This is a genomic window from Photobacterium aquae, assembly GCF_001029445.1.
GTDB classification, from domain to species: Bacteria; Pseudomonadota; Gammaproteobacteria; order Enterobacterales; family Vibrionaceae; genus Photobacterium; species Photobacterium aquae.
Genome location: NZ_LDOT01000010.1, coordinates 1 through 21,202, shown reverse-complemented (window position 1 = coordinate 21,202; position 21,202 = coordinate 1). Strand labels below are relative to the sequence as shown.

Here is a 21,202-nt window from a genome sequence, read left to right as displayed (position 1 = left end):
ATGGCCTCCCTACTGGTCCTCTACCACAGCCGCCACGGCAATACCCGCCAACTTGCCCGGCATATCGCCAGAGGGATCGAGCAAGTCGACGGCTGTGAAGCGATCTTACGGACTGTCGCAGAGATCGGTGATGACAGACAAGCGCCTCACGGCGATCCTGTTGTGACGCGCAACGATCTCGACCAATGTATCGGTCTGGCCATGGGCAGCCCGGTAAGGTTTGGCAACATGGCTGCGCCGCTCAAGCAGTTTTGGGACTCCACCAGCCCTGAATGGCTTAGCGGAGCACTCATCGGCAAGCCGGCTTGCGTCTTCACCTCGTCATCGTCGTTGCATGGCGGGCAGGAGACGACCCTCCAATCGATGATGCTGCCATTGCTTCACCACGGAATGCTGATTGTCGGCATCCCCTATTCAGAGCCGGCACTGCACACCACTCAGAGCGGAGGCACGCCCTATGGCCCCTCCCACCTCAGTGGCGGTGAATTCCGCCACCTCAGCAGTGAAGAAGCACAACTGGCCCAAGCCTGCGGAAAGCGACTGGCTATCACGGCACTCAAACTACGCTGAATTACAGCCCGTTATGTCACCATGCGGGCTTTATACGTTTGCAAGGATGTGAACTATGACTCCCCCCCACCTCCGCACCCGTTTCGTTCTCATTGCAGCCCAAGCCGCCTATTTCTGCCTTGCTGGCTGGGTCGTACTATGGCAATCATGGCTTTCCCCCCACCCGCATCTCAATGCGCAGATCATGGCGGGTATCTGGGTACTTCCGCTGCTTTTGCCATTGCGCGGGATCATTGCAGGCAAACCCTATACCTTTGCCTGGGCCAACTTCATTCTGATGTTCTATTTTCTTCATGCTTTGACCCTACTATGGGTCGATGAGGGCGAAAGATGGCTGGCTGGAGTTGAATTGTGCCTCGTGAGTACCGCCTTCGTCGGCAATGCCCTGTATGCCAGACTGCGCGGCCGCGAGTTGGGCTCTCGCCTCAAACGCCTATCGCAGGTAGAAAAAGAAGAAAACGAGCGCTATAGAGGTTAGTCGCCGGATGCTGATACAAAAAAACGGTGGCCTCAGCCACCGTCTTCTTTTTGTTACCTTGCTATACCCATCACGGTTAGTACGCGACCGGAAACAGCACCGGAAAATGATCCGCTATTGACTACGATTAGGATTAGATAGCCACTGTCGTCGCCGCGGGTACATGCCATTCAAACTGCATCACCTGCTTGGCTGGCTTAACTGCTGCTGGCGCAACCTGCTGCGGAGCCGCTGATTCATCTGAACTCGAGTCAACCGGCGCACTGAACTGAGATGGCTGGATCACGCCACCTTCTACCACGTTATCCGTATCCATGCGCTCTTGTTCATCCAACGGCGCCGTAACTGCCGACAAACGGCTATCTTGGCTCAACTCACGCTGGAAAACATCTTCGGTACTAAGCAGCTGAACCGAAAACTCAACCTGCTCACCTTGAATACGGTAGGCATTCACCGCCGCAACAGAGCTCAAATGAGTGATCATCCGCTCCAAGGTAAAAAAGTCTTCTGCCGAATGGATATTGCCAACCACCACCGAAAGCTGATCATTGGTATCGCCGCCCAGAGGAATGGCATAACGGGCACCAAGCTGATCGGCGATCTGATCTGTCATCTGCTGGATCGCACCGGCCGCCGTGCCGGACAAACGTCCTTCAACCGGAGCTGACTGAGCAGAGTCCATTTGATCGGCAGGCTCAGTAAATAACTGCCAGCTTAAATCATATTGATCCTGTCCCTGCTGGCGAGCTCTGACAATCAATACAGCCCCCGGCTGATAGCGTAAACTTGCCTTCGCAACTGGCTGAACAAAACCACCCCAAAGATCAGGGATACTTATTGCTGTCACATCCTCGAAATCACCGATTGGCATCATAACCGGCAAACCACGGCGATCGGCATTATCTTCAAGCTGTACCAGCAATGGGTTATCTGATTGATCCCAGATGATATCGCGACTGCGGTTTTGTTCTTGTACCAGCCAAACCAGAATACTCGGGCGTTGCGCGTTCCAGTAGCTCGCCTTAGCTTGGCTGAGCAAACTACGAATACGTGCAGGTTCAAACGCCAATTCCAATGTTTGCTGGCCATTAAGCCTACCGTAGCCCATCTGGCTGACATACTGGTTACTGCTGCCAAGTGCTTTGCGGATAACGTCATTACCCACAACCGAGCTTTGGCCCGATACTTTTACCAATACCTGCTCAAGGGCCTGTTGACGGGCAGCCTGTTCAGATTGGCGGTCGGTATCCGGCAGGACTACCTGAGCCTGATACAGGTTGGTCACGGTTGCTGCTTTCAAAGGAAGCGCCAACAGTGCCATTAGGAGTAAACTCACACGCAGCATAAAACACTCATTATTACTGAAGTTAGGGGCTGATCATAAATTGAACCTATCTGGCTCGGCAACTGATCATGTCAAAAATACAGTACCTTTTTGAACAGAAATAAAGCAACTTTTTGTTACTTCCATCAATAAGTATCTGCTCTAAATAACAATCTTTCGTCAACGGATTGTAATTTTTCTATTGTACCTGTTAGCCATCTGCGACTATTAATTTTTTTCATATTAAGCACTGGGTAAACGTTTGCGTCTGTGCTAGCATTGCCCGATTTTATTTTTAGCTCGGTGGATATCACAATGATGCAGATTTTACAGGGTGCCCAAATGCTCTTCGTTGCGTTTGGTGCATTGGTTCTGGTCCCGCTCCTGACCGGCCTTGACCCCAACGTTGCCCTCTTCGGTGCTGGTTTCGGTACCCTCCTCTTCCAAGTTATCACCAAACGCTCCGTCCCCATTTTCCTTGCCTCCTCTTTTGCGTTTATTGCTCCTATCATGTTCGGAATCCAAACTTGGGGAATTGCTGCGACCATGGGCGGCCTGATGATGGCCGGTGTGGTGTATATCTGTATGGGGGCACTGATCAAAGTGCGAGGCGTAGGCATCATCCACAAGCTGTTGCCCCCTGTCGTTGTCGGCCCTGTCATTATGGTGATCGGCCTTGGCCTGGCACCTTCGGCTGTCAATATGGCACTGGGCAAGAGCGGTGATGGCGCTATCCAACTGGTCGATGGCAGCGCTGCATTATGGATTTCATCAATCTCACTGCTTGTCACCATTGCCTTCAGCGTGTTCGCCAAAGGCTTTTTCAAACTGGTGCCGATCATGGCGGGCATTGTCGCTGGCTACACGATGAGCTTGGCATTTGGTGTGGTTGACTTTACGCCGGTCGCGCAGGCTGCTTGGCTTGCCATGCCGAACTTCACCTTCCCCGAATTCAACATCAACGCCATCTTGTTTATGATTCCGGTTGCCATTGCCCCTGCCGTCGAGCATGTGGGCGATATGCTCGCTATCTCAAACGTCACCGGCAAGGACTACCTCAAGAAGCCGGGCCTGCACCGCACCATGGCTGGCGACGGTGTCGCGACCATTGCCGCCTCTATGTTCGGCGCTCCGCCTAACACTACTTATTCGGAAGTTACCGGGGCAGTCATGCTCACCAAGGCTTTTAACCCCGTCATCATGACTTGGGCTGCCGTCACCGCACTGGTTCTTGCCTTTGTCGGTAAACTCGGCGCAATGCTCCAGACCATACCGGTTCCGGTAATGGGCGGCATCATGATCTTATTGTTCGGCTCAATTGCCACCGTTGGCCTCAATACCCTGATTAAAAACCAAGTCGACCTCCACAAATCACGAAACTTAGTCATTGTTGCTGTCACTCTAGTATTCGGGATCGGTGGCATGGCCTTCGGGATCGGTGAATTCAGCCTGCAAGGGATCAGCCTGTGCGGTATCGTAGCAATTATCCTCAACCTGATCCTGCCTGATGATCTCGGTGAAAACCACGTCGTGGACAATGCGCAAATCGAAGCAGACGGCAAGTAACCGCTCGCTAAACCAATAAAAACCAACCGGGGCGCCAATGCGCCCCGTTTTTATACCTAACCGATAACGCAAGCCAAGCATTGATAACAGACAAAAAAAAGCCGGGCATCTGCCCGGCTCTTGTCAGCGGTTCGGTGTTACTTGGTACCGAAAATTTTGTCGCCCGCATCACCTAGACCAGGAACAATGTAGCCCTTGTCATTTAGCTTCTCGTCGATAGCTGCGGTGTATAGCTCAACATCTGGGTGAGCTTTTTCAAGCGCTTCGATACCCTCAGGCGCAGCAACCAGTACCAATACCTTAAACTGGGTACAACCGTGTTCCTTCAGCAGATCCAATGTTGCGATCATAGAACCGCCAGTCGCCAGCATAGGGTCAACCACCAATGCGATACGCTCATCGATATTCGATGCCAGCTTGTTGAAATAAGGGACCGGCTCCAGTGTTTCTTCATCACGGTAGATACCAACAACACTGATACGTGCGCTTGGCATGTGCTCTAGCACGCCATCCATCATGCCAAGACCGGCACGCAGAATTGGCACTACAGTTACTTTTTTACCTTTGATCTGATCAATTTCGACTTGACCATTCCAACCTTCGATAGTAACCTTTTCCGTTTCGAAGTCTGAAGTCGCTTCATACGTCAGCAAGCTACCAACTTCCGTTGCCAACTCACGGAAACGCTTAGTGCTGATGTCACCTTCGCGCATAAGACCAATCTTATGTTTTACCAGTGGGTGTTTAACCTCAACGACTTTCATCTCTGACTCCTAAGCAAACGAATTTTCAAAAAATCACATTATTATACACTAGACTATCGTGCTACCGATAGGGGTGTTCGTTTCGTTTGCTCAGGAAACAGCCAACGACATTTATTGACGCAAACGTTTTCCTTTCCGCTCTGACTGCTGTTATCATACCCCCGCTTTTTTACTTTAATACGTTGAGGGATCTCCTGTGAGCGGCAATAACTCTTCTCTTAGTTACAAAGATGCTGGTGTTGATATCGATGCAGGCAACGCATTGGTTGACCGTATTAAAGGGGTGGTAAAACGCACCCATCGTCCGGAAGTGATGGGCAATATTGGTGGGTTTGGTGCCCTTTGTGCCCTGCCAACCAAATACAAAGAGCCGGTACTGGTATCGGGTACCGATGGTGTAGGGACGAAACTTCGCTTGGCAATGGATCTGAACAAGCACGATACTATCGGCATCGATCTGGTTGCCATGTGTGTCAACGATCTTATTGTACAAGGTGCAGAGCCCCTTTTCTTCCTTGACTACTATGCAACCGGCAAGTTGGACGTAGATACAGCAGCAGCAGTGATAACTGGCATTGGCGAAGGCTGCCTGCAGTCAGGCTGTGCCCTGATTGGCGGCGAAACGGCAGAAATGCCAGGCATGTACCACGGCGAGGATTATGATGTTGCCGGTTTTTGTGTTGGCGTCGTAGAAAAAGCCGACATCATTGATGGCAGCAAGGTCAAAGCCGGTGATGCTTTAATTGCTGTTGCGTCCAGCGGCCCACACTCTAATGGCTTCTCGCTGATCCGCAAAATCATCGAGGTATCCCAAGCCGATCTCAACCAAGAGCTGGAAGGCAAAACATTGGCCGACCATTTGCTTGAGCCAACTAAAATTTACGTGCAGTCCACATTGAAGATGATGGAAAGCTGCGACGTCCATGCTATCTCCCATATCACTGGCGGCGGCTTCTGGGAAAATATCCCCCGGGTGTTGCCTGATGGCACCAAGGCTGTTATCGACGGCACCAGCTGGCAATGGCCGGCAGTGTTCAATTGGCTCCAGCAAGCCGGCAATGTTAATACTTACGAAATGTACCGTACCTTCAACTGCGGTGTGGGTCTGGTGATTGCCCTACCCGCTGAACAGGCCGAGCAGGCAATTGCCATTCTGAACGCCGAAGGTGAGAAGGCATGGCTACTCGGTGAGATAGCGGCAGCAGATAAGGGCGAAGAGCAAGTGGAGATATGCTAGGGCATGAAGAGAATTGTCGTCCTACTCTCCGGTAACGGCTCCAACCTTCAAGCTATGATTGATGCCTGCGAGTCAGGCATCATCAACAACGCCGGTGTCGTTGCCGTTCTGTCAAACAAAGCCGATGCCTATGGCCTTGAGCGGGCACGCCTCGCCGGAATCGATGCTCTGCACCTGTCTGCCGAGCACTACCCAGACCGGGACGCATTCGATCAGGCTATGGCTGAGCAAATTGACCGCTATCAACCGGACTTGGTTGTACTTGCCGGATTTATGCGGATCTTAAGCGCAGAGTTTGTCCGCCACTACCAGGGGAGGATGATCAATGTCCATCCGTCATTGCTCCCCAAATACCCGGGGCTCAATACCCACCAGCGGGCCATCGATGCCGGTGATAACGAGCATGGCACCAGCGTCCACTTCGTCACCGAAGAGCTTGACGGCGGGCCGGTTATCCTTCAGGCCAAAGTGCCGATTTTTAGTGATGACAGCGCCGATGACGTTAAGGATCGGGTGCAGCAGCAGGAACATCGGATTTACCCGCTTGTCGCCAACTGGTGCCTATCCCAGCGAGTAGTCATGGAGGGAAACCGAGCCCGTCTCGACGGTAACGACCTGCCTTCTGGTGGCTATGCATCCGATGATGAATCCTAACATTTCCCTGCGCCAAGCCGTTCGACAACACATATAAAAAAACGCGACCTGTCGGTCGCGTTTTTCTTTTATGAGGTATTCTGAGTGCCTAGGTACCGTATCATTTGCCAAACTGGCGCTTAACCTTTACGGCTATATGCCAACTCACCAAGATGAAACACGCTAAATTCGCCCGGCAGCATTTTATGCCAGCATTCATCATTGGTCAGAGGCTGGGTCGCCACTACCGTCACAACATCATTCGGTGTTGTCTCCTGCTGGAAATCGATAGTCACGTCCTCATCGATCAACGACGCTTTTCCGAACGGTGCCCGACGGGTGATCCAGTGCAAGTTGTTCGTACAGTAGGTAAGTACATACTCACCATTACTCAACAACATATTGTAGACACCAAGTGAACGCAGGGTGTCGCAACATTTTGCTACCCAGTCAAAAACCACATCGAGCTCTTCTGGTGGCTCTGGAAACCTGCCCTCAACCTGATTCAGCAACCAACAAAAAGCCAATTCACTGTCGGTGTCCCCGACCGGTTTAAACCGTCCGGTTTCAAGGCTTTCATAACCAGTTAACTGACCGTTGTGGGCAAACGTCCAATACTGCCCCCATAACTCCCGAGTGAATGGATGGGTATTTTCCAAACTCACCCCACCACGGTTGGCCTGCCGAATATGGCTGACCACCGCACGGCTTTTTATCGGGTACTCCTGCACAAGCTCAGCAATCCTCGACTGGCTGCTAGGGTTGGGATCTTTAAAGGTACGAAAACCCTTGCCCTCATAGAAGGTGATCCCCCAACCATCACGGTGTGGCCCAGTATTGCCGCCCCGCTGCATCAAGCCGGTAAAGCTGAAACAGATGTCCGTCGGCACATTGGCACTCATGCCCAATAATTCACACATAGTCCTTTATGCCCTATCTACTTGCAGTATGTTAGCGGTTACTCCGCCATTTCCTTTTCTACCAGCATAATCAAAATATGAATAATTTTGATATGAATTTCCTGGATACGATCAGCGTAGCCAAAATGCGGTACACGGATTTCGACATCGGCCAGTCCAGCCATCTTGCCGCCATCCTTACCCGTCAACGCAATCACCTTCATGCCTTTGGCCTTGGCTGCATCGATCGCTTTGATGATATTGCCGGAGTTGCCAGAGGTCGACAGGCCAAACAGCACATCGCCCTTTGCGCCTACAGCTTCAAGGTAGCGCGAAAAAACATATTCGTAGCCAAAGTCGTTGCTCACGCAAGACAGGTGGCTAGGATCTGAAATCGCAATACCTGGATAACCAGGACGGTTCTCACGGTAGCGGCCAGTTAGCTCTTCGGCAAAATGCATCGCATCACAGTGCGAGCCGCCATTACCGCAAGAAAGGACTTTGCCACCCTGCTTGAAAGACTCGGCCAGCAGCTTGGCTGCTGCTTCGATGTCCGCCATATTCTTGTCATCGCTCAAAAAGCGGTTAAGTACGTCAGCAGCTTCTGTCAGCTCTGCACGGATAATATCTTGGTACATAGGCTCTACTCAGGTTACGTAATTTATTGTTGTGCGGGAAAGTATACTTTCCCGCTATTCATTACCTAGCTAGCAGTGTACATAGAAACCGTTAAAGGTGTCGACTCCTGAGACTGGACATTGTGACCCTTTGATGCCAAATGCTCACGTAATGACTCACCAGAAGGATAAACCTCAAGGTTTTCCAGTGCCAGCACCCCAGCAGAAGCCAGCTTCTTCTCGATATGCGGCCCTACGCCAATCAGGCAAACCGGGTAGTCACGAACGCGATCGAGGGCATTTTCAAGGGCATGGATCGCGGTAATGTCTACGGTGGTGACATCAGAGAAATCCAATACCACAGCACGAGTCTGTGGCGCGACACAATCAATCACTGACAACGCCTTCTCGCTAGCCGCAAAGAACAATGGGCCATTGATATCGTAAACCACAACATCGTCACCAAAATTCTGGTGAGGGTGAGTACCCGATACCTTGCTGACCGTTGTTAGCGAAGCAATACGCTGAATAAACAATAGACCAGCCAATAGCAAGCCAACCACAACCGCTACGACCATGTCGAACACCACGGTCAAAGTGAAACATGTCAGCAATACCGCCACATCTCGGCGCGGCGCAACTTTCAACGTATGAACAAAGTGCGGAGCCTCGGACATATTCCAAGCTACCATAATCAGCAGACCAGCCAGTGCACTCATTGGAACATAAGACAGCATAGGGGCAAGAGCAATCATGGCCGCCAATACAAACAAGGCATGAACAATAGCAGACACCGGTGAGAATGCCCCTGCTCGGATATTGGTTGCGGTACGTGCAATCGCAGCCGTTGCCGGGATACCACCGAAAAACGGTACCACGATATTGGCAATACCCTGACCAACCAACTCGCCGTTAGGGTTGTGCTTGGTCCCTGTCATGCCATCTGCCACTACAGCGCACAGCAAAGACTCAATACAGCCTAGCATCGCAATGGTAAAGGCTGCAGGAAGCAGTTCGATCACCAATGACCAGGTCACCGCACCATCTTGCCACGGCAGGCTGAACTGAGGCAGCACCTGAGGGATCCCCTGACCCACCAAATCACCGATTTGGTAATGGAACTTCTCGCCCAGCAAACCAACATGACCCGAGCCAAAATGGTTCAGCACTAGGGCCAGCAGCGTACCGGTAACCAGCGCAACAACGTGAGCCGGTACTTTGGTTTTCAGTTTTGCCCAAAGAATGAAAGCAGCAATAGTCACAACCCCAACAATGGTATCGGACAAATTGATGCTAGGCATCGCCGTGGCATACGCGACGACTTTCTCCGGAAAATGGATTGGGTTGGTTGCCACGGTCAGGCCGAGTAGATCCTTGAGCTGCAGGAACGCAATGGTCAGGCCGATACCGGCAGTAAAACCCGTTGTAACAGGATAAGGTACGTATGCCACCAGCTGGCCTAGACGTAAAATACCCATCAACAACAAGATAACACCAGACATCATCGTCGCTAGCATCAAGCCAGTCAGACCATATTGCTGGGTAATAGGCAGCAGGATAACGACGAAGGCCGCAGTCGGCCCGGTAATATTAAAACGAGAGCCGCCCAGCAAAGCTGCTAGCAAACCTGCAACGATCACGGTATATAGGCCGTGCTGCGGAGGAACGCCAACTGCAATGGCAAGCGCCATACCCAGCGGAATGGCAACGACCCCTACGGTAATACCCGCAACAAGATCAGAACGTAAGCGTGACAAAGAAAAACCTTCTTGCCACGCCTGTTTCAAAGCATGAAATATCAACACGGCTCGCCCCTTGCAGACCAAACGGAAACGCAAAAAACCAAACGTCTGTTGGTCTGGATAAAGAATGAAGTAAAGTTTGTTTGAAGCTGTCGACCCGAGAAGGGATCCGGCGGGCATGCGTCAGTCGGAATTCGGGAAAGGCAACGTAGTCACTGGCGCGTCGCGCTGCCAGTTAAAGTCCATTTCCGGCCCATTGCTCCCTGACTTCGCTGTCAGAAGGGTGATTAGCAAATGGACAACACCGACATATGGTAATTACATGAGAATTTTTCGCAAGTCGTTTTTCCGATCTCGCTGATCTTGATCAAAGCCCTTATTTACCAGAAGTGACAAGACATCTTTACGTAACCCCCGCCTTGCAGCAAGGAAAAAGATTTTACATTCCCTTAAAGAACGCATTACACTTATCACAAGTGGTAAGACCTCTTACCTTGCATAAAATGTACCCAAATAATAAAAAAATAATGCCCATATAAGGAGATATACCATGGTTACACTTGTGTACCTGTTAGGGCTTGCTGGTCTGATCGGGGGGCTTGCCTACTACAGGGCTAACCTCAAGACCTTTACCCTCGCCATCGCTGCAGCACTATTGCTCGGTACGGTAATCAATACCGCCGGTCAAATTAGCTGGTTGCTGTTCGCACTCATCGCACTGCCACTCAATATTCCATCCCTACGCCAAAAACTATTCAGCCGCCCTGCCCTCAAGGCTTTCAAGCAAGTTATGCCAGAAATGTCTCGAACTGAAAAAGAAGCCATTGATGCCGGTACGGTTTGGTGGGAAGCGGATTTATTCAAAGGAGCCCCGGATTGGAACAAGCTCCATGATGTCCCGGCCCCTCGCCTGAGTGCGGAAGAAAAGGCCTTCATCGACGGACCCGTCAACGAAGTATGCAGGATGGTCAATGACTTCGAGGTCACCCATGAACTCGCCGACCTCCCCCCTGATGTTTGGCAGTACCTCAAAGACAACAAGTTCTTTGCCATGATCATCAAGAAGGAATACGGCGGGTTAGAGTTTTCAGCCTACGCCCAATCTCTGGTACTGCAGAAACTCACCGGGATCTCCGGCGTCCTGTCATCGACCGTTGGTGTCCCTAACTCCTTGGGGCCGGGTGAACTCCTCCAGCACTATGGTACCAAGGAACAAAAAGACCATTACCTGCCGCGGCTTGCCGAAGGCAAGGAGATCCCTTGTTTTGCCCTGACCAGCCCAGAAGCGGGATCTGATGCCGGATCAATCCCAGATTTCGGGATCGTAAAAACCGGGCAATGGCAAGGGAAAGAGGTTCTGGGGATGGAGCTGACCTGGAACAAGCGTTACATCACCCTCGCACCGGTCGCCACCGTGTTAGGTCTCGCCTTCAAGCTTTATGATCCTGAGCATCTGCTGGGCAATGAAGAAGATCTCGGGATCACCTGCGCCCTGATCCCAACGGATCTCGACGGCGTCAAAATCGGCCGACGCCATTTCCCTCTCAACCTGCCCTTCCAAAACGGACCAACCCAGGGCGACAAGGTCTTTGTGCCCATTGACTTCATTATCGGCGGTCAGGACATGGCCGGGCAAGGCTGGCGCATGTTGGTCGAATGCCTGTCTGTTGGTCGTGGCATCACTTTACCTTCAAACTCAACAGGTGGCTTGAAGACCGCGGCTCTGGCAACCGGTGCCTATGCTCGCATCCGCCGTCAGTTCAAACTGCCGATAGGCAAAATGGAAGGGATCGAAGAGCCGCTGGCCCGCATTGGTGGCAATGCCTATGTGATGGATGCAGCCAGCACCCTGACTGTTGCAGGGATTGATCTTGGCGAAAAACCCTCGGTGATTTCCGCTATCGTCAAATACCATTGTACCCACCGTGGCCAGCGCAGTGTTATCGATGCGATGGATATCGTTGGCGGCAAGGGTATCTGCATGGGGCCGAGCAACTTCCTTGCCCGCAGCTACCAAGGCGCACCGATTGCAGTCACCGTTGAAGGGGCTAATATTCTTACCCGCTCGATGATTATCTTCGGTCAAGGCGCAATCCGCTGCCACCCGTATGTACTGGATGAAATGAACGCCGCGTACCATGACGATGCCGACAAGGCACTGGCGGAGTTCGACAACGCCGTGTTTGGCCATATCGGATTTGTATTTAGCAATATGGTGCGGTCGTTCTGGTTCGGCCTGACTGACGGTCGCGGTTCGAGCTCACCGAGCAAAAATGCCACGCGCCGCTACTATCAGCAACTCAACCGCTACAGTGCCAACCTCGCTCTGCTAGCCGATATCTCGATGGCCGTTCTCGGTGGTTCGCTCAAACGAAAAGAACGCCTATCAGCCCGACTAGGGGATGTGCTGAGCCAGCTCTATCTGGCCTCCGCGACCCTCAAGCGCTACAACGACGAAGGCTGCAAGCAAGAAGATCTGCCGCTGGTACACTGGGGATTGCAAGACGCCCTCTACCAAACTGAAGAGGCGCTGGACAACTTCCTTCGCAACTTCCCGAATCGCCCTGTCGCCGCCTTGCTACGTGTTATGGTCTTCCCGTTAGGGCTTGGCCGCAGTCGTCCTTCGGACAAGCTGGACCACCAGATTGCCAGGATCCTGCAAACACCAAGCGAGACTCGCTCTCGAATTGGCCGCAACCAATTCCTCGAGGCATCACCCCACTACCCGGCAGGCCATCTGGAGGAAACCCTCAAGGATATCCTCGCCGCAGAGCCGCTCTACGACCGAGTTTGCCAAGCTGTCGGTAAGAAGCTCCCGTTCATGCAGCTAGATAAAGTCGCGGAGATCGGGCTTGAACTTAAGGTGATTAACCCTGATGAAGCCGAGCTGTTGCGCCGTGCTGAGACTGGCCGACTTCAGGTCATCAATGTCGATGATTTTGAATCGGATGCACTGGCAGCCAAGCCCTATCAATCATCAACCAAGAATATTGCGGCATAACTCACTTGCCACAATCCCGTAAGAAAAAGGGGGGAAGCAATGCTTCCCCCCTTTTTTTCAACTCATCATCTAGTCCTTGACGCCCGCGATATCCAGTCCCCCGGCTTCTTCGAGAAGCCGTTTTACTTTTCGCTTCCGCCAAAATATAAAACCGGCAATACCTAATATGATCACCAGTACATTGGTCATGATAATGATCTTAGTGGCAGTGTCTCGAGCTTCTTCCCGCTCAGCGGTAATACGCGCAATCTCTTTGTTACGCTTCTTAACCTGTTGCTGAGCTCGGTATTTCGCCAAATCACTATCAAGTTCCAAATCCGCCATTACGGCAAAATGGCTCTCTGGCAACCTAAAGACCAATTCGCGATTATCATAACTGTCCGTCGCATAGAGCCAGCCGGACCACGAATAACTCCCTGGTTTCTGACCATTGGGCAGCAACACCTTCAAGGATTCTTCATCGCCGATCGCCACCTCTTGGCAGATAGTGGTATCGTCATCGAAGCTTTTCTGCTCGATATGAGCAGCCAGCGAACCGGGTTTAATTGAGCCATCTTCAGTATCAATAATCACCTGATTCATTTCATCTGCCGTCTTACCCTGAATGAATATCGCCGTCAGTGGCGGCGGGTATATCAAGACGGTTTGCTCGACGGCACGCTCGAAAATCGCATTGCCGGAATTGATCACAACCTGGTATTTACCCGGTTGCAAATCAACAGCCAATTCAACGGTAAATGTACCATCCCCTGGACGCTCGTCGAAGCCCGTACCGTCATCGGCAAACTCCCCCATGACTATCGGCTTGGGCAGAGCCTCGCTAGATACACCGTCAGCCAGTTCCACGTATTCGTAAAACTCTACAGATAGCTTCATCTTGTCAAGGAAGTCTCTATCTGTCAGTGGCTTACCGTTTTGGGTCAAACGGGCTGAAAATTTCAACGTTTCAGATTGATACAGGCGAGCCGGCAACCTATCGACCGTCAGTTTGAGGTTAGATAATATTTTGACTTCATTATACGGAGACACCTTGCCTACGGCCTGCCAAGGTCCCGGCATCGGGTGGTCTATCGAAATAATATCCATATCTGGCGATTGGTACCACGCCACACTGTCTGGATGACGCCAATAATAATATTTATGGCCATCTGGGCGCACCAACACCACGGGCTGGCTATTATTCTCCCGCTTAATCACAAACGAGACCTGTTCCACTGTATCATCGACACGGAAACGATTATCCAGCCATGTCATCTCGCTTTTTTCCGTTGCCCACGATAGGACAGGCACCAATAACAAGAGCCAACAAAACCGCTTCATCTTACCCCTACAGACGCCACATCACGTCATTTTTAATCAAATCCAACCGCGCCTCATGCGCTGTCAATTCATCGGCCGTTGCCTTGATAACCTTTAGCGCTTTTCGGCCACTGACTAAGCGGCGAATTTCATTTTCAGCTCCTGCATCACTGCTTTGATTTCCCGAACTCAGCGCCAACGATGTCTGGCCACCGGTCATCATTAGATAGACATCGGCCAATATCTCGGCATCGAGCAAGGCTCCGTGGAGGGTTCGGTGGGAGTTATCAATCCCGTAACGACCACAAAGCACATCAAGGTTATTCCGCTTGCCCGGGAACAGGCGTTTGGCCATGTCCAGGGTATCGGTTATTTTGCAAAAATCGGCAGTTTTGCCTATCGATGGATCAAGCTTAGAAAACTCGTAATCCATGAAGCCGATATCGAAGGGCGCGTTATGGGCGACCAGCTCGGCACCGCGAATGAAATCCATGAACTCTTGATGGATATCACGGTAGGTCGGCTTATCTTCAAGAAATTCGTCGGTAATACCGTGGACCGCGATCGCCTCGGCATCAATATCCCGGTCCGGCCTGATATAGACATGAAACGTATTGCCAGTGAGTTTGCGGTTGATAATTTCAACTGCGCCGATCTCGACGATTCTGTGTCCCTCATAGTGAGGGCCGGTCATATTCATACCGGTTGTTTCCGTATCGAAAACGATTATGCGTTCATTAGTGGCGTTCATAGTAATGATTGTGTCAGACTTACATTTTTAACTTAGACGAATACTACCAAATATGACCAAGCAGGTAGAAATTTTCACCGACGGTTCTTGCCTCGGCAATCCCGGTCCCGGCGGCTATGGTGCGGTGCTGCGCTACAAGCAGCATGAAAAAGAGCTGAGCGAAGGCTTTTACATGACCACCAACAACCGCATGGAGCTGCTAGCTGCCATTGAAGGCCTTTCCAGCCTCAAGCAGCCATGCCACGTTGACCTAACTACCGATAGCCAATATGTCCGCCAAGGGATCACGCAATGGATCCATAACTGGAAAAAACGTGGCTGGAAGACCGCCGACAAGAAACCGGTAAAAAATGCCGATCTCTGGAAGCGATTAGATACAGAGGCCCAACGCCACCAAATTACCTGGCATTGGGTAAAGGGACATGCTGGCCACCCAGAAAATGAGCGATGCGATGTACTGGCTCGCACTGCTGCGGAAGCTCCCACCCAACCAGATAATGGCTATGACGCTGGCTAATTGAATTTGGCCTCATGAATGTCATCCCGCTGGTGCGGGCTGGCTTTTGTTCGGCAGTTTATCCCAAGCGGCGTCAACTGGCGACGTAACTTCCAGGTCGGTTTCACCGGCTTGAGCGGGAAAGTTCGCTTGCGCGCAACAATCAGATACATGCTACCTATCGACGACAACGTCTCAACCAGCATGCTTTCTGCCCAGGCCGAACAGGCCTGGTGGCGGCTGGCGGGCAGAATAGCAAAATTCTCGTGGTAAACCACTTCATAATTGAGCACGCCTAACCAATCTTTGATCCGCATAGGCATAAACATCCGTCCTTTCCAAGGATAGCGCTTCCGGTTCCAAGGCAATAAACCCCTCAATCCCGTCAAGCTAACCGGATTGGTACCGCTGATCATCATATAGCCATCATCGACAGTAACTCGGTCAACCTCCCTCAGCAAACTATGCGGGTCAGAACAATAATCTAGCTGGTGAGCAAGCAAACAAGCATCAAATGACTTTTCGATAAATGGCAATGCAAATGGGTCAGCAATGACATTATGCAGTGGATTGAACTTATCGATGCAAATTTGATGTTGGATGTTACAATGACCACTGGCGAGCTCGCAGCTCAGTCCTCCCAGCTTCAGCATATGATAGCCAAATAACTTAGGCCACCATTCATCAAGCTGGGCTTGGAGTAACTCTGCCGCCCAAGTACCATTGTTCACCTGAGACCACGTCGAAGGCGACTCTATCTGTTCCAATATACGCGCTGGCTTCATACTGATACCAAATTTAATTTATGCTCAATGACTTATCGCCGGAGATACTCTATGCTGACAGTAAAAAGCATACCTGCATTCCATGACAATTACATCTGGCTGATTCACAGTCCAGATAACCATTGCGTCGTGGTCGATCCCGGTGACGCGGCCCCGGTACTCAAAGTGCTGGAAGAAGAACAACTGACTCTGGACGCAATCCTTATTACCCACCATCACCACGACCACGTTGGCGGGATCAGCGAACTAAAACGCTACAGCCCCAATGTACAAGTTGTTGCACCGGCTTCTGAGCCTGTTCCCGGTGTCACTCAGTCAGTTGAAGATGGCGATCAGGTTGAAATTTTCGGCGAGCGTTTCATGGTTCTTGGAGTGCCAGGCCATACGGCAGGCCATGTCGCCTATGTCGGTGACGAGAAACTCTTCTGCGGCGACACGTTATTTTCTGCAGGCTGCGGGCGGCTATTTGAAGGCACCGCTGAGCAAATGTTCCATTCATTGCAAAAGCTGACAGCCCTTCCCGATGAAACCCTAATCTACTGCGCCCATGAATATACCAGCAGCAATCTGGCCTTTGCCCTTGTCGCCGAACAAGACAATCCGCACCTCCAACGCTACCGAGAAGATGTCAGCCGACTACGCGCACAGGGTATAAGCACGATTCCTAGCAATTTGAAACAAGAAAAATTGATCAATCCGTTCCTGCGTTGCGATCAACCTAGCATAAAAAAATCAGTTGCAAATAAAGCGGTTAACGATAGCGATGTAGAAACCTTCGCTGCTCTGCGTCGTTGGAAGGATGAATTTTGAAGTGAGTCACTTGTAACTAAGGTAGTTGGACAAGTATTATCACCAACTATTTTGGCTATAGGCTAGACACATGAAATCCCGTTTTTTTTTGGCGAGCGCACTTTTACTAGCTGGTTGCCAACTTACTAATACGACAAATACAGTAGAAGAACCAACAAACACACCACCTTCACAAAAGCCTGCGGCACAAACTGCACAGACAGTTGCAGGCACACATACCCCAAAGCCGCAGGTCATCGCCCCACTTCGACAACCAAGTCCACAGGAGCAAGACGATGTTTGGCAACGCATCAGCATGCAACTAAAGGCGAATGTTCCGGATAACAAGCGTACCAACTACTACCGTGACTGGTACCTACGCCATCCCGGCCACCTACAAACCGTTGCCAAACGTGCCCAGCCTTTTCTTTACTACATCACCAATGAAATAGAAAAGCGCAATATGCCACTAGAATTGGCATTGTTGCCGATTGTCGAAAGCTCTTTTGACCAATTTGCCTACTCCCACGGTCGAGCCGCTGGATTATGGCAAATCACGCCACCTACAGGCCGCACCTTTGGCCTAGAACAAAACTGGTGGTACGACGGCCGTCGCGATATCGTTGAATCAACCCGAGCCGCATTGGATCTTCTTGAATACCTCAACCGTAAATTTGACGGTGACTGGCTCCATGCCCTTGCCGCCTACAATACCGGCGAAGGACGGGTATTCCGAGCCATCCGCCACAACAAAGCTGCTGGCAAGCCAACCGATTTCTGGTCATTAGACTTACCCCAGGAAACCAGCGGCTACGTTCCTAAACTGCTGGCCGTAGCCGATGTCATAAAAAACCAAGACAAATACGGTATCGACATTCCAGAGATAGCCAATAAGCCAGCAGTCAAGCTTATCAAGCCCGGCACCCAAATGGATCTGGCAATGGCAGCCAAGTTCGCAGGGATCTCCTTGGATGATCTCCAAAGCCTAAACCCTGGCTACAACCATTGGGCAACGGCCCCAGATGGCCCGAGCCACCTGCTGCTGCCTGTTGACCGTATCGATAATTTCAACCGCGCCTTTGCCCAAAACGGCCACCGCGGTATGAAAGTAATACGTTACCAAATCAAGCCAGGCGACAGCCTGAGCATGCTAGCACACAAGTACAAGACGACTACCAAGCAGATCCAGCGCGCCAACAATATGGGCAATAGCAATATTCGGGTAGGACGCCACATCCTGATCCCCGTTGCTTCCAAAGATGGCGATACGATTGCAGCCCGTTTGGCCAATGAGACCCAACGTAGCCACGGCAGCGGTTATCGCACCAGCTATACCGTACAATCAGGCGACAGCCTATGGAGCATCGCCCGTAAGCAGAAGGTATCCATTGACGAAATCACAAAATGGAACGGGATCAGCAAGCGCACGCCACTCAAAGTTGGGCAGAGCCTAACCCTTTGGAAAAAGAGTACCGACGGCGGAATTATCCGCACTGTATTCTACAAGGTACGTGCTGGCGATAACCTCAGCGAGATCGCCAAACGCTACCAAGTCAAGGTGTCCGACGTGGTGAAATGGAACCAAATCCGCGGCCAGAAATACCTCAAGCCGGGACAGAAACTCAAACTCTATGTAGATGTCACTAAGGTAAGTGTATGACGCCTTCAAAAAACCCGCTTATTGCGGTTCTCGATACATTCCGCTCCCCTATTGACTGTTTTGCCGCAGTACATGAACGCCCGAAGTGGGCGTTCCTTCCTTATTTGCTGCTCATCGTCGGGCCATTTTTTTTCTGGGGCAGTTATTTCAACCACGTTGATCTCACTTGGCTCCAGCAAACCCTAATGGCTCAATTAGGCAATGTTGACGAGCAGATTCAAGAAGCATGGCTATCGAAAGAGGTATTGCTGGCAGGAGAGGTATTTAGTGATATTGTCGGCCGTACTGCTGCCATTTTCATCCTTGCGCTATGGCTCAACCTAGCAACCAAGAGCAACAGCTATAAGCATGGCTTCGGCAAATGGCTCGCAGCGGCATGCTTTATCATGCTGCCAACCATCATTGGTGATTTCGCCAGCTATCTGAACGCCATGTTCAATACCGGAAATTTCTTGCCCAATGCCGCCGATCTCAATAGCCTGAATGCCTTCCTCAAGCTACCGCTCAACCATCCTTGGTCAGCATTTTCCACCACGGTACCACTACTGGCTCCTTGGTATATCGCTCTGACCTACGCAGCGGTGAGCGCTTGGACAGACTACGACCGTGCAAAATGCATCATCGTGGCCGCATTGCCGTGGGCGATGACCCTATTGATCTGGCCTCTGATGATCATTGCAGCCTGAAGCTGGCAATAATCGGGTTATGATCCGAGGCATCTGTCGTGGGTGCCTCGGCCTTGGTTAAATCTAAGCCTCGATAGTAAAGGTGATCCAACGGTTTGCCGAACACCTTCACCCGCCGATCCTGAGCCAATACCGCATCTTTTAGACCCAAACTCTTGGCAAATGCGTTTACGATATCTAATCGTCCCTGACGCCAGGTATTAAAGTCCCCGGCCAAAATAATTGGCCCGATATGCTTATCCAGAACCCTTTTCAAGGTTTCAAACTGTTCCTTATATTCTTCGAGCCCTAGGGCAAAGTTCACACCATGCAGGTTAACAACGGCCAATGTCTGCCCATTGGAAAGGTTAAACTCCGACAACAAAGCAGATTTCGGCAAACGCAGCCAAGGCTCCATTGCAAGATAAGCACAGGTAGATTTCGCATTGACCGAGGACAAATTCATCACCCCAGCAGGCGTATTCAAAAATTTGAAAGCATTCGCCATCCGCACTTTCCAGCTGGCAGCATCAAGATAATCTTTCAACCCGCTCGTCAGACTCGCTTCCTGCAGTAGCACCAAACGGCTGGTGTCACTAATGGTTTCCAACTCTTTACGCCAGTTATCACGCTGTTGTTTGTAGATATTCCACACTGATACGGTGAGATTGCCATCTTGATCCAATGGCATCGCCACATCGCTGTTGATACAGCTATAGGTAAACCTCGGTGCAAGCACATTGGCACTCACTTCCGGGACTTCCGAAACATCAAACGACCAGTTCAATGCACTGATCCCCAACGCTCCTGCGACAACACCGATCCCGGCAACTAACTTTGTATAACGTGCCATCTCACTGACCTACCCGTAAAACACCAAAAACAAAAAAGCGGCCTATAGGCCGCTGCGGCTCAATAGTGATTGCCGTTATCGTAATAACCAGAAGGGGGCAATACGGTAAATATCACTGCAACATCCTGTTCAGGTATCTCAATCGCCGCCCTCACTGCTTCGGTAATCGCAGCGGCGACTCTATCCTGTATATCCTGCCCCCGATCAAACCAAAGTACTTCAACAAACGGATAAGCATCGGATACTTCCCCGTCGAATATGAAGGTGGTTGAGATATGTTCAAGGGTAAAATCTTCCCGTGGGCACCCCATTAGGGGCAGCAAGTCATCGACCAACTCCGTCGACAATGATTTAACCAAATCAAATTCAATGGCGCGAAAACGTAAGTGTGGCATGCTCACTCCTACCTCAGTTAGCCGGAAAGGCCACACGATAACACTGATAGCCAATCTATCTCAAGCCAAGACCCTGTGTCTCAGCGTATACCAAAACCCTTTGAAGTTGACAGCGTCAACAATACTCAACACCTTTTCCTGTAATAGGGACTACTCGTCACAGCGAGGCTTTGTTACTATAGAGCGAAATAAAACAGCATTCAAAATACAACGATGAAAAGACACCTGCAAAAACTTATAACCGCCCTGATCCTACTTCTTCCTGCTGCGGGTTATTCATCAACGTTAAGCGACGAACAACGGATCCGCGAACTCGAATACCAAGTAAGCATTCTTAACAAAAAGGTAGAGCAACTCAGTGCCATTATAGAACAGCGTCCTGATCATCCACTGGCAGGGCGTCACCTCTACCAATGCACACTGAATATATTTGGCCAGCGATACAAAAGCCGTTCTGAACATCGGGGCAAAGCGATAGCTCACATCGTAGACCAATGCAGTCAGGACCATGATGAAATGTTCTGCCGCCCTGATACTGTCGAATGCAAAAAATACTAATGTACCGTTAACTTCATACAGCCCGGCAATCGAAAAAGTCTCGGCATTTCGTCGGGGGGACACCTAGTCTAGAGCCTTGAAGGTGACAGGGGTGGACCGGGCTGGCATTCCAGAGATTCG

The 21,202-nt window shown here is 51.0% G+C and carries 21 protein-coding genes; 10 read left to right on the top strand and 11 right to left on the bottom strand.

The features are described 5' to 3' along the window. Both wrbA and ABT56_RS08650 read left to right on the top strand, forming a co-directional pair. Positions 1-570: an NAD(P)H:quinone oxidoreductase gene (gene wrbA, locus ABT56_RS08655; protein WP_047878488.1), complete on the top strand. Its 570-nt coding sequence runs from the start codon at positions 1-3 to the stop codon at positions 568-570. Positions 571-625: 55 nt separating this feature from the next. Then, positions 626-1,048 carry a DUF2069 domain-containing protein gene (locus ABT56_RS08650; RefSeq protein ID WP_047878487.1) on the top strand — a complete coding sequence of 141 codons (423 nt, stop codon included), beginning with the start codon at positions 626-628 and terminating at the stop codon, positions 1,046-1,048. Positions 1,049-1,181: 133 nt separating this feature from the next. Here ABT56_RS08650 and ABT56_RS08645 read toward each other — a convergent pair whose 3' ends face one another. Further along, positions 1,182-2,393, bottom strand: a complete 1,212-nt coding sequence (locus ABT56_RS08645) for a DUF2066 domain-containing protein (protein WP_047878486.1) — start codon at positions 2,391-2,393, stop codon at positions 1,182-1,184. 294 nt (positions 2,394-2,687) lie between these two features. Between ABT56_RS08645 and ABT56_RS08640 the strand changes: the two genes are divergently transcribed. Next, entirely contained in the window at positions 2,688-3,938 is a 1,251-nt protein-coding gene (locus ABT56_RS08640) for a uracil-xanthine permease family protein (RefSeq protein ID WP_047878485.1), read from the top strand. A gap of 137 nt (positions 3,939-4,075) precedes the next feature. Here the strand turns inward: ABT56_RS08640 and upp are convergent, their stop codons facing one another. Then, positions 4,076-4,702: a uracil phosphoribosyltransferase gene (gene upp, locus ABT56_RS08635; protein ID WP_047878484.1), complete on the bottom strand. Its 627-nt coding sequence runs from the start codon at positions 4,700-4,702 to the stop codon at positions 4,076-4,078. Positions 4,703-4,898: 196 nt separating this feature from the next. Here upp and purM point away from each other — a divergent pair, with 196 nt between their 5' ends. Both purM and purN read left to right on the top strand, forming a co-directional pair. Next, positions 4,899-5,939 (top strand): phosphoribosylformylglycinamidine cyclo-ligase, encoded by a 1,041-nt coding sequence (gene purM, locus ABT56_RS08630; RefSeq protein ID WP_047878483.1) that lies wholly within the window; start codon positions 4,899-4,901, stop codon positions 5,937-5,939. Between the two features lie 3 nt (positions 5,940-5,942). Further along, complete coding sequence (gene purN / locus ABT56_RS08625) at positions 5,943-6,593, top strand: phosphoribosylglycinamide formyltransferase (protein ID WP_047878482.1); 651 nt, start codon at positions 5,943-5,945, stop codon at positions 6,591-6,593. Between the two features lie 119 nt (positions 6,594-6,712). Here the strand turns inward: purN and ABT56_RS08620 are convergent, their stop codons facing one another. From ABT56_RS08620 to dauA, 3 genes are all read right to left on the bottom strand, one after another. Next, on the bottom strand, positions 6,713-7,492 hold the full coding sequence (locus ABT56_RS08620) for a class II glutamine amidotransferase (RefSeq protein ID WP_047878481.1): 780 nt from the start codon (positions 7,490-7,492) through the stop codon (positions 6,713-6,715). 38 nt (positions 7,493-7,530) lie between these two features. Continuing rightward, a complete protein-coding gene (lpcA, locus tag ABT56_RS08615; RefSeq protein WP_047878480.1) occupies positions 7,531-8,109 on the bottom strand; it encodes a D-sedoheptulose 7-phosphate isomerase in 579 nt (192 codons plus the stop codon). A gap of 65 nt (positions 8,110-8,174) precedes the next feature. Continuing rightward, a complete protein-coding gene (gene dauA / locus ABT56_RS08610) occupies positions 8,175-9,893 on the bottom strand; it encodes a C4-dicarboxylic acid transporter DauA (protein ID WP_047878479.1) in 1,719 nt (572 codons plus the stop codon). 487 nt (positions 9,894-10,380) lie between these two features. On the opposite strand from dauA, the gene fadE reads away from it, so the two are divergent. Then, on the top strand, positions 10,381-12,831 hold the full coding sequence (gene fadE / locus ABT56_RS08605; protein WP_047878478.1) for an acyl-CoA dehydrogenase FadE: 2,451 nt from the start codon (positions 10,381-10,383) through the stop codon (positions 12,829-12,831). 69 nt (positions 12,832-12,900) lie between these two features. Here the strand turns inward: fadE and ABT56_RS08600 are convergent, their stop codons facing one another. Together ABT56_RS08600 and dnaQ are read right to left on the bottom strand one after the other, a co-directional pair. Next, a complete protein-coding gene (locus ABT56_RS08600; RefSeq protein WP_047878477.1) occupies positions 12,901-14,151 on the bottom strand; it encodes a TIGR03503 family protein in 1,251 nt (416 codons plus the stop codon). A gap of 7 nt (positions 14,152-14,158) precedes the next feature. After that, complete coding sequence (gene dnaQ, locus ABT56_RS08595) at positions 14,159-14,881, bottom strand: DNA polymerase III subunit epsilon (RefSeq protein WP_047878476.1); 723 nt, start codon at positions 14,879-14,881, stop codon at positions 14,159-14,161. 52 nt (positions 14,882-14,933) lie between these two features. Between dnaQ and rnhA the strand changes: the two genes are divergently transcribed. After that, entirely contained in the window at positions 14,934-15,398 is a 465-nt protein-coding gene (rnhA, locus tag ABT56_RS08590) for a ribonuclease HI (RefSeq protein ID WP_047878475.1), read from the top strand. Here rnhA and ABT56_RS08585 read toward each other — a convergent pair. After that, on the bottom strand, positions 15,395-16,162 hold the full coding sequence (locus ABT56_RS08585) for a methyltransferase domain-containing protein (RefSeq protein ID WP_047878474.1): 768 nt from the start codon (positions 16,160-16,162) through the stop codon (positions 15,395-15,397). The genes rnhA and ABT56_RS08585 overlap by 4 nt on opposite strands. 51 nt (positions 16,163-16,213) lie before the next feature. Here ABT56_RS08585 and gloB point away from each other — a divergent pair, with 51 nt between their 5' ends. The 3 genes from gloB to ABT56_RS08570 all read left to right on the top strand — a co-directional run bounded on the left by gloB (position 16,214) and on the right by ABT56_RS08570 (position 19,297). Continuing rightward, entirely contained in the window at positions 16,214-16,972 is a 759-nt protein-coding gene (gene gloB / locus ABT56_RS08580) for a hydroxyacylglutathione hydrolase (RefSeq protein WP_047878473.1), read from the top strand. A 70-nt stretch (positions 16,973-17,042) separates the two neighbouring features. Next, positions 17,043-18,611, top strand: a complete 1,569-nt coding sequence (locus ABT56_RS08575) for a lytic transglycosylase (RefSeq protein WP_047878472.1) — start codon at positions 17,043-17,045, stop codon at positions 18,609-18,611. Further along, positions 18,608-19,297, top strand: a complete 690-nt coding sequence (locus ABT56_RS08570; protein ID WP_047878471.1) for a YIP1 family protein — start codon at positions 18,608-18,610, stop codon at positions 19,295-19,297. Before ABT56_RS08575 ends, ABT56_RS08570 begins: the two co-directional genes overlap by 4 nt. Here ABT56_RS08570 and ABT56_RS08565 read toward each other — a convergent pair. The 3 genes from ABT56_RS08565 to ABT56_RS08555 all read right to left on the bottom strand — a co-directional run bounded on the left by ABT56_RS08565 (position 19,284) and on the right by ABT56_RS08555 (position 21,145). Beyond that, complete coding sequence (locus ABT56_RS08565; protein WP_047878470.1) at positions 19,284-20,129, bottom strand: endonuclease/exonuclease/phosphatase family protein; 846 nt, start codon at positions 20,127-20,129, stop codon at positions 19,284-19,286. The genes ABT56_RS08570 and ABT56_RS08565 overlap by 14 nt on opposite strands. 59 nt (positions 20,130-20,188) lie before the next feature. Continuing rightward, on the bottom strand, positions 20,189-20,524 hold the full coding sequence (locus ABT56_RS08560) for a DUF1904 domain-containing protein (RefSeq protein WP_047878469.1): 336 nt from the start codon (positions 20,522-20,524) through the stop codon (positions 20,189-20,191). Between the two features lie 285 nt (positions 20,525-20,809). Then, positions 20,810-21,145: a hypothetical protein gene (locus ABT56_RS08555; protein WP_047878468.1), complete on the bottom strand. Its 336-nt coding sequence runs from the start codon at positions 21,143-21,145 to the stop codon at positions 20,810-20,812. Positions 21,146-21,202: the final 57 nt, after the last annotated feature.

Bases quoted from the DNA above. Each gene is read 5' to 3' on its own strand.
- ABT56_RS08640 (WP_047878485.1), top strand. From the start codon at position 2,688: ATGATGCAGATTTTACAGGGTGCCCAAATGCTCTTCGTTGCGTTTGGT.
- fadE (WP_047878478.1), top strand. From the start codon at position 10,381: ATGGTTACACTTGTGTACCTGTTAGGGCTTGCTGGTCTGATCGGGGGG.
- wrbA (WP_047878488.1), top strand. From the start codon at position 1: ATGGCCTCCCTACTGGTCCTCTACCACAGCCGCCACGGCAATACCCGC.
- ABT56_RS08565 (WP_047878470.1), bottom strand. From the start codon at position 20,129: ATGGCACGTTATACAAAGTTAGTTGCCGGGATCGGTGTTGTCGCAGGA.
- ABT56_RS08600 (WP_047878477.1), bottom strand. From the start codon at position 14,151: ATGAAGCGGTTTTGTTGGCTCTTGTTATTGGTGCCTGTCCTATCGTGG.
- purN (WP_047878482.1), top strand. From the start codon at position 5,943: ATGAAGAGAATTGTCGTCCTACTCTCCGGTAACGGCTCCAACCTTCAA.
- dnaQ (WP_047878476.1), bottom strand. From the start codon at position 14,881: ATGAACGCCACTAATGAACGCATAATCGTTTTCGATACGGAAACAACC.
- ABT56_RS08570 (WP_047878471.1), top strand. From the start codon at position 18,608: ATGACGCCTTCAAAAAACCCGCTTATTGCGGTTCTCGATACATTCCGC.
- ABT56_RS08650 (WP_047878487.1), top strand. From the start codon at position 626: ATGACTCCCCCCCACCTCCGCACCCGTTTCGTTCTCATTGCAGCCCAA.
- ABT56_RS08560 (WP_047878469.1), bottom strand. From the start codon at position 20,524: ATGCCACACTTACGTTTTCGCGCCATTGAATTTGATTTGGTTAAATCA.
- lpcA (WP_047878480.1), bottom strand. From the start codon at position 8,109: ATGTACCAAGATATTATCCGTGCAGAGCTGACAGAAGCTGCTGACGTA.
- ABT56_RS08575 (WP_047878472.1), top strand. From the start codon at position 17,043: ATGAAATCCCGTTTTTTTTTGGCGAGCGCACTTTTACTAGCTGGTTGC.
- ABT56_RS08620 (WP_047878481.1), bottom strand. From the start codon at position 7,492: ATGTGTGAATTATTGGGCATGAGTGCCAATGTGCCGACGGACATCTGT.
- upp (WP_047878484.1), bottom strand. From the start codon at position 4,702: ATGAAAGTCGTTGAGGTTAAACACCCACTGGTAAAACATAAGATTGGT.
- ABT56_RS08645 (WP_047878486.1), bottom strand. From the start codon at position 2,393: ATGCTGCGTGTGAGTTTACTCCTAATGGCACTGTTGGCGCTTCCTTTG.
- ABT56_RS08585 (WP_047878474.1), bottom strand. From the start codon at position 16,162: ATGAAGCCAGCGCGTATATTGGAACAGATAGAGTCGCCTTCGACGTGG.
- gloB (WP_047878473.1), top strand. From the start codon at position 16,214: ATGCTGACAGTAAAAAGCATACCTGCATTCCATGACAATTACATCTGG.
- rnhA (WP_047878475.1), top strand. From the start codon at position 14,934: ATGACCAAGCAGGTAGAAATTTTCACCGACGGTTCTTGCCTCGGCAAT.